The organism is Nocardia sp. NPDC003482 (assembly GCF_053588115.1).
Genome location: NZ_JBSFPI010000054.1, coordinates 1 through 8,514 on the forward strand (window position 1 = coordinate 1; position 8,514 = coordinate 8,514).

The window sequence follows — 8,514 nt, forward strand, 5'->3', positions numbered from 1 at the left end:
TACCGCGGCCGCGAATTCTTCCGCGCCACAACAACTCCTATCAATGAACCCCAATTCTACCTGGGGCCACTGTCCGAGAACCGTCGGGCACCTCACACCCCTTACAGGGCTCCACAACGGGTGCGGATCTCAATAAAGGGTGCGGCTGTGCTGCCGTGCCTTCCTGAGGGTTCGGCAGTACAAGCCGCACCCCTTGTTCGAATCCGCACCCCTTACAGGGCTCTACAACGGGTGCGGATTCGAATAAGGGGTGCGGCTGAGCTGGTTGCGTTCGGGGTTGGTCAGCGGGTGTCCGCCGCGAGGCCGAAGCCCAGGGCGATCAGGATCGCGGCCAGGGTGCGTTCGACGCGTTGGCGGATTCCGTTACGGCGCAACCAGTTTCCGGCTCGGTCGGCGGCGAGGACGACGGCGACACACCATGTGGTGTCGATCGCCAATTGGATCGTGGCGAGGATCAGGACGGTGGGCAGGACCGCGCCGTGTGCGGGAAGGAACTGCGGCAGGATGGTGAGCCCGAATACGGCGGCCTTCGGATTCGCGGCGATCGAAACGAGCGAGGCGCGAAACGCCGCCGCGGGCGTCCGACCACCCGGAAGCACCATCGTCAATGCCGCCCCGAACGCGTCGTCCCGCCGAGCCCCGCGCCAGGCCTGAATCCCCAACCAGATCAACACCAACGCCCCCACCACATGCACCGCGACGTTCAGATACCGATTGGCCACCAACAACGCGGACAACCCGGCCCCACCCGCCACCGTCCACCCGAACACCCCGATCTCGTTCCCCGCCACAGCCGCCAACCCAGCCGCCCGCCCATCCCGAACCGACCGCTGCAAGAACAGCGCGGTAGCAGGCCCAGGCAAGGCCGCCAAAACCAGACAAGCCACCGAGAACTGCGGCAACACCAATACGGCACTCGTTGATCCTCGCACGCCTCCCCCACCCGCATTCCTTATCGGCACTTGGGACCCCGCTTCAACTCTCGACAATCCGCGCGAGTGCCGACAACCCCGTTTGTGCTGGTAGGCGTATTCTTTCGCCACACAGTAACTCGTACTGGCGGACGTCCATCGAGACTCGAAGTGAAGCTGACATGCGCAGAGATCATCCCGGAGCACTTCGCCGCCACGGTAGAGGTTGAGCTAACCATCTGTGGCTCCGCCCACGGACACACAGCCGCGTAGTCGTTTTTGTATCGCGATACATCTTGTGATCTGGCGGTTGAAGCGTTAATGTGATCCCTGCAGGACACCGAAGAGGGCCCGATAGGCGCTTCGGGAGGGAGAGAACCGCCAGACGAGGTGCGGACAAAGCCGTGCCCCGGGCGGCATGCGGTGCAGAGGCGGACCCGGGGCGTACTTGGCAAGTGTATCCGACGGAAGCGCCGAAGAAAAATATCGTGCTCACTCGGAGGTACAACATGTCCACGGGCCTTCCTACTTGGTTCGTACGGCACTTCGCCGCACCCCGGCTTCTGCCGTACGTTCGAGCCGCTCACCGTGAGGGAGTGTCACCCACTGCGCTCTACATCTGGAATCTGCAGATCGCCGAGGCGTTCTATACTCCCCTGCACTGTTTGGAGATCAGTCTGCGCAACTCGCTGCACGAGCAACTCAAGCTGCACTTTCAGCAGGAGCAGTGGTGGCAGGTGGCACCGGTCGACGCGCACACCACGGCAAAGATCGGCGAGGCCGTGCGCGAACTGCGGAAGCGGTCCACGGACAACCCCTCCGCCGACAGCATTGTCGCGGAGCTGTCCTTCGGTTTCTGGGTCTCGCTACTCAGCCGCCGATATGACCGGCATCTGTGGGTACCCGTGCTGCACAAGGGATTCGCGCACTACCGCGGCCAGAGGGAACCGCTGCGCGACAACCTTCAGGCCATGGTGCTGCTCCGCAATCGGATCATGCACCACGAACCCATTCATCACCGACATCTCGCCGCCGACCACGCGAAGATCTACATCCTCCTTCGCTATCTCGGCCCTGAGTTGACCGAGTGGCTGCAGGCAATCGACCGGGTGCCCGCCACCCTCGCACTGCGCCCCAGGGCGGGAAGCCATGCCTAGCGGTGATCAATCTCTCCGGTCGACGTACGACTCAGCGCCGTTACGGCGCGCGATCAGCCGCTGCCTGGCAGTTGGCGTAGACCCCCGGCAGCTCACCTATCTCGCGCTGGGGCTCATCTATATACAGGCCAAAGAAGGTCGATGGCAAGAGATAGCCCCTGATGCCCTGGGAACCGAGCTCGCCCAGATCGCTCCTCGCGGAACAAGATTCCCCGAGATCACCGAACACAACTTCACCCCGCTTCATGACCTCGGGATTGCTGTACGAAAGATAGTCGAGGCTCTCGGCGCGCACGATGCTTTTATGCAGGTCCTGGCCGTCAGCAGCGCGGCAACGTTCAATGAACCGTTTACTCCGGCGGAGGTGGCACGGGTGATGGTTTCAGCACTCGCTCCACCACCGGGCTCCAAGATTTACGATCCAGCATGCCGAGCTGGTGAGATATTGACGGCAGCGCCGGCCTTGGTTCCCGATATCGCACAAATGACGTTCGAGGCGTCGCCGTTGTCCAGCACTGCTCGGTCATTGACGGCCATGAATCTCGCGATGCATTCGATATCTGCACGACTACGCAATGTCAGCTCCTCACCGTGGTCGAGTGAGCCTTTCAATCGCGCGAATGCGACGATTGTCTTGGCGAACCCACCCTTCAATATGGCCAACTGGGTGGATCGCCCGAACCGTAATTGGCGTTATGGGCAACCACCCCCGCACAATGCAAATTATGCTTGGCTGCAATATGCCGTCGAAAGTCTAGACATCGATGGTAGAGCTGCGGTCCTAATGCCCGAGAATGCACCGTCCAGTTTCCGTGAGCATGCCATTCGAGCAAATATGATCGAGGACGGGTGCATTGAAGCCGTAGTCGCACTACCGAGGCAGCTGTTCAGAAAAACTCGCGTAGCAGCCAGTCTGTGGCTGCTGAGATCGGGATCGAAACCATGCGAGGGGGTCCTCCTGATCGACGCATCGAATTTCGGCCGGATGGCCGAACGAACACTTCGCGTTCTCACCGAGGCCGAGGCAAAGGAACTCATTTCCACCGTACATGGCTGGCGCGCCGGACAATCTCCTGAAAACTCCTTTGCGACCGCTGCATCGCTCTCGGACATCCGCAAAAGAAAGTTCGATCTCAATCCTGCCGGGTTCCTCAGGCAACCGACCGCATATGATCCTGGGAACGCGAAGCGCTCCTTGAACGACGCGATACATCTGCGCGACTCGGCGCGCCGCAGGGCTGATGCCGCCGAACGAGTTTTCGACGAGACTCTTCGTTCGATCCAGCACCTCACCAAGAGTGCGCCTGGGGGATGGAAGCGAGCAAAACTCGGGGACATCTGTCTCATCACACCTGGCGCCACTCTCGAGGAGACCTCTTCCGGAGAAGTGCTTGTAGTCAAGCCGAAGGATCTGGCTTCGGGTCGTCTCAGACAACCGACTGCGATGACGAGCCGTAATACCGCCGAGCGTCAGGCGAAGTATGTTCTCCTTGACGGCGACGTGCTGTGCACCCGTACCGGGACGATCGGCAGGACAGCTCTGGTGACACGGGAGAATCAAGGCTGGCTTTACGGCACCGGGCTGATGCGATTGCGCCCAGAGGCGAGCGATCTGAACCCGCTGTTCCTCAATCTCTACCTCACGCACCCGGAAATTCAGGCATGGATGTCACGTAACGCGACAGGTGCGGCGATCAAGAGTATCAATACGAAAGTTCTCAAATCGCTGGACATAAGACTTCCACCCATCGACGATCAAATCGCGGTGGGGCAGGCTTTCGCCGACTTCGACAACCTGATCGCCGCGTACGACGATCTTCGCGTTGCGACGAGTACCCTTCGAAATCGGGCGATTCCGGTGTTTTTCTCCGACTGACGCAATCGAGCTGTCGATCCAGGTTTCCGCTCGTATCGTTAGGCACATTTATACTGGGCCGCCGCCCCTCGATCCCCCCATCTGCAAAGCGGTACCGGGCATCAGGTGGGCCAGTAGGTGTGCCAGTCCTCGGGCAAGAGGGGGAGGCGGCGGCCTCGCGTGTGTTCGGCGGTGTCTTCGGCTCGGCGGATTTGGTGAGCGAAGGCGAGGGTGGCTTTGCGCAGGCGTTCTTCGGCGCTTTCGGGGAGACCCAGGTCGACTGCGCGCAAGGCCGGGGGGATGAGGTCTTCGGGGAGGCCCGCTTTCAAGGCTCGGGTGCGGATTTTTTCGGCGAGGGCGAGGGCTGGTTGGGCGAGGGCTATGCCGTCCAGGCAGGAGCGGCGGGATTTTTCGGTGGATTTGCGTTCCTCCCAGGCCTTTTCCTGGGCCGCGATCTTTTCGGAGCGGGGGGCGTCGGGTGGGAGGGGGGTGTCTTGGAGGTGGGGGCTGCGGTGGAGGAGTTTGGTGACGAGGGTTTTGGCTACGTCGTCGAGGGTGAAAGTGCCTGCGGCTTGGGCTATTCGGGCGTGGAAGAGGACCTGGAGGAGGAGGTCGCCCAGTTCCTCCTTGATGGTTTCGGGGTCGTTCTCGCCGATGGCGTCGAGGAGTTCGTAGGTTTCCTCGAGCAGGTAGGGGCGCAGGGAGTCGTGGGTCTGGGTGACCTCCCAGCCGCCGAAGCGCCAAAGGCGGTCCATGAGTTCGACGGCAGCGGTCAGGGCGGGGGCGTCGTCGGAGGGGGTGGTCATCGGGCGGCCGAGACCTCCGTGGCGACGCGGAGATCGACTGTGCCCTGGGGTTTTCCGTCGAGGGCCAGCAGCAGGTCGGCGACGTACTGGAGGAGTTGGACGTCGCGGATGCGGCCCGCGCCGACGCTGTCCTCGACGCGCGGCAAGGCGAGTTGCACAATGCCGGTCGTCGGGCGGTAGGTCGCCGTGGGGTACAGCCGCTTCAGCCGCAGCTGCTTGGAATCGGGCAGGTGCATCGGCGAGATCTTGAGGGTGCTGCCGGTGACGCCGACCTCGGTGATCTCGTACTCACGGCACAGCAGGCGGAGTTTGGCGACCGACACCAGGCGGCCGACCTCGACGGGCAACGGTCCGTACCGGTCGACCAGTTCCTCCACCACCCCGGCGAGCGCCGAATCATCCTGTGCCGCGGCCAGTTTGCGATACGCCTCGAGGCGCAGCCGGTCGCTGGTGATGTAGTCCGGCGGGATGTGCGCGTCGACGGGGAGGTCGATCCGCACCTCCTTGGGCTCCTCATCGGTCTTGATCGGGCGGCCGTCGGCGGCGGCGCGGTACGCCTCCACCGCCTCGCCGACCAGGCGGACGTACAGGTCGAAGCCGACGCCCGCGACATGGCCGGACTGCTCGGCGCCGAGAACGTTTCCGGCACCGCGGATTTCGAGATCCTTCATGGCCACCGCCATACCCGCGCCCAGATCCGAGTTCTGCGAGATCGTCGCGAGCCGGTCGTAGGCGGTCTCGGTGAGCGGCTTCTCCGGCGGGAACAGGAAGTAGGCGTATCCGCGCTCGCGGCTGCGGCCGACCCGACCGCGCAACTGGTGCAGCTGGGACAGGCCGAGGGCGTCGGCGCGCTCCACGATCAGCGTGTTGGCGTTGGAGATGTCCAGACCGGTCTCGATGATCGTCGTGCACACCAGCACGTCGAACTCGCGCTCCCAGAAACCCTGCACGGTCTTCTCGAGGGTGTCCTCGTTCATCTGACCGTGCGCGACCGCCACCCGCGCCTCGGGCACGAGATCGCGAATTCGCTTGGCGGCCTTGTCGATCGAGGAGACGCGGTTGTGCACATAGAACACCTGCCCGTCGCGCAACAGCTCACGCCGCACGGCCGCGGCGACCTGCTTGTCGTTGTACGCGCCGACATAGGTGAGCACCGGATGGCGCTCCTCGGGCGGGGTGAGGATGGTCGACATCTCCCGGATGCCCGCCAGGCTCATCTCCAGGGTGCGCGGAATCGGCGTGGCGGACATGGTCAGCACGTCGACGTGGGTGCGCAGCGACTTGATGTGCTCCTTGTGCTCGACGCCGAACCGCTGCTCCTCGTCGATGACGACCAGGCCCAGATCCTTCCAGCGCACGCCGGTCTGGAGCAGGCGATGGGTGCCCACCACGATGTCGACCTCGCCGGAGGCCATGCCCTCCAACACCTCTCGCGACTCCCCCGCGTCGGTGAAGCGGGACAGGCCCTTGATCGTGACCGGGAAGCCGGCCATGCGTTCGGTGAACGTCTGGAGATGCTGTTGCGCCAGCAATGTCGTGGGCACCAGGACCGCCACCTGTTTGCCGTCCTGCACGGCCTTGAACGCGGCCCGTACCGCGATCTCGGTCTTCCCGTACCCGACGTCGCCGCAGATGACCCGGTCCATCGGGACGGCCTTCTCCATATCGGCCTTGACCTCGGAGATGGCGGTCAGCTGATCGATGGTCTCGGTGAACGCGAACGCGTCCTCCATCTCCTGCTGCCACGGCGTGTCGGCGGCGAAGGCGTGGCCGGGGGCGGCCTGCCGCGCGGCGTAGAGCTGTACGAGTTCGGTGGCGATCTCGCGAACGGCCTTGCGCGCCTTGCGTTTCGTATTGGCCCAGTCCGAGCCGCCGAGTTTGGACAGGCTCGGCATCTCGCCGCCGACGTAGCGGGAGAGCTGGTCGAGGGCGTCCATCGGGACGTAGAGGCGGTCGCCGGGCTGGCCGCGCTTGCCGGGCGCGTACTCGATGACGAGGTATTCGCGGCGCGCGCCGCCGACCGTGCGTTCGATCATCTCCACGAAGCGGCCGATGCCGTGCTGATCGTGCACGACCAGATCCCCGGCCGACAGGGCCAGCGGGTCTACCTGATTGCGGCGGCGGGCGGGCAGCTTCTTGCCGTCGGCGGGTGCGGTGACGCGGTTGCCGGTGAGGTCGGATTCGGCGACGACGACCAGTTTCGCGTCGTCGAAGACGATGCCGTCGTGCAGCGAACCGCACAGCACGCCGACCAGGCCGGGGGTGGGCTCCGCACCCGGATCCAGGTGCGCGGCGGGCACTTCCGCGTCGGCGAGTCGTTCCAGGAAACGCTGCGCCGTGCCGTGCCCGGCGACCACGATGACCGCGCGGCCACCGGTCGTGACGTGCGCGCGCAGCGAGGCGAAGATCGTCGCCACCAGTTCGTCGGAGCCGCGCGCGACGGGAGCGGCGAGCACCGGCAGCACGACCTCGGCCGGATCGTCGGCGGCCAGCGGGCTCAGCGTCCACCACGGCAGGCCGCGCGCGTCCGCGCCGGCGTGGATCTGGTCGAGGGTGCGGTAGGCCGACGCGGCCAGGTCCAGATTGTGCGCGCCGAGCGGCGCCGCGCCGCCGAAGGACGCCGCGGTCCACGACGCCTCCAGGAACTCCTGACCCGTGCGGACCAGATCGGCGGCGCGGGTACGGATCTTCTCCGGGTCGCAGAGCAGGATGTGGGTGCCGTCGGGGAGCACCTCGGTCAGGAGTTGGAGCTGACCCGGACGCAGCACCGGGAGCAGGGCCTCCATGCCGACCACGGGGATACCCTGGGCGAGCTTCTCGAGCATCTCGACCAGGGCGGCGTCGGCCGGGTTCTCGGCGGCGACCTCGGCCGCGCGCAGCCGCAGCTCCTCGGTGAGCAGCAGCTCCCGGCAGGGTTGCGCCACAACGACATCCACGTCCACGTCGGGGAGCGAGCGCTGATCGGCGACGGAGAACGGGCGCAGTTCGGTGATCTCGTCGCCCCAGAACTCCACGCGCACCGGATGGTCGGCGGTCGGCGGGAAGAGGTCGAGAATGCCGCCGCGGACGGCGAATTCGCCGCGCTTGCCGACCATGTCGACGCGTTCGTAGGCGAATTCGACCAGGCGCGTGACCAATTCGTCGAAGTCGTGTTCGACGCCGACCTTCAGCAGGATCGGCGCGATGTCGCCGAGGCCCGCGGCCATGGGCTGCATGAGCGAACGGACCGTTGTCACCACGACGCGCAGCGGTTCGGCGTGGACCGGATCGTCGGAGTGGGCCAGCCTGCGAAGGACCTCGAGGCGGCGGCCCACGGTGTCCGCGCCCGGCGAGAGCCGCTCGTGCGGCAGCGTCTCCCAGGACGGGAACAGCGCGACGGTGTCGCCGAGCATCTCGGTCAGCTCGACGGTCAGATCATCGGCCTCCCGCCCCGTCGCGGTCACCACGAGTAGGGGTCGCTGCGCCGCGACCGTCGCGGCCACGAACGGCCGCACCGCCGCGGGCGCCACCAACTGCGCCGACGAGCGGCCGATCAGTCCGGTGACCTGCGCCAACGCGGCGTCGGCGGCGGCCACCGCGGCCAGTCCAGCAAGAGGCGGACGGGTGGGCATGAAGGCACTCCTGGGCGCTTCGGGAATTCCGATGACCAAGCGAGTCTAGTCGGCCGGGCCGACAGAAACCGGAGCGAGCCCGACGAGCGACCGTTCGCGGCCGTCTCGCCGTTCAGCGGTCGAAGCGCATGCGCGAAGCGCGAGTCTCGCCGTTCAGCGGTCGAGACTCGCGCT

5 protein-coding genes are annotated in these 8,514 nt (G+C 65.3%); 2 read left to right on the top strand and 3 right to left on the bottom strand.

The features are described 5' to 3' along the window. Positions 1 to 281: 281 nt before the first annotated feature. Complete coding sequence (locus ACWDSJ_RS37575; RefSeq protein WP_450037626.1) at positions 282 to 1,118, bottom strand: LysE family translocator; 837 nt, start codon at positions 1,116 to 1,118, stop codon at positions 282 to 284. A gap of 389 nt (positions 1,119 to 1,507) precedes the next feature. Between ACWDSJ_RS37575 and ACWDSJ_RS37580 the strand changes: the two genes are divergently transcribed. Then, complete coding sequence (locus tag ACWDSJ_RS37580) at positions 1,508 to 2,068, top strand: hypothetical protein (RefSeq protein ID WP_450037628.1); 561 nt, start codon at positions 1,508 to 1,510, stop codon at positions 2,066 to 2,068. Next, positions 2,061 to 3,944: an N-6 DNA methylase gene (locus tag ACWDSJ_RS37585; RefSeq protein WP_450037629.1), complete on the top strand. Its 1,884-nt coding sequence runs from the start codon at positions 2,061 to 2,063 to the stop codon at positions 3,942 to 3,944. The genes ACWDSJ_RS37580 and ACWDSJ_RS37585 overlap by 8 nt, the downstream gene beginning before the upstream one ends. A 101-nt stretch (positions 3,945 to 4,045) precedes the next feature. Here ACWDSJ_RS37585 and ACWDSJ_RS37590 read toward each other — a convergent pair whose 3' ends face one another. Next, on the bottom strand, positions 4,046 to 4,729 hold the full coding sequence (locus tag ACWDSJ_RS37590) for a MazG family protein (RefSeq protein ID WP_450037631.1): 684 nt from the start codon (positions 4,727 to 4,729) through the stop codon (positions 4,046 to 4,048). Then, a complete protein-coding gene (gene mfd / locus ACWDSJ_RS37595; RefSeq protein ID WP_450037633.1) occupies positions 4,726 to 8,340 on the bottom strand; it encodes a transcription-repair coupling factor in 3,615 nt (1,204 codons plus the stop codon). Before mfd ends, ACWDSJ_RS37590 begins: the two co-directional genes overlap by 4 nt. Positions 8,341 to 8,514: the final 174 nt, after the last annotated feature.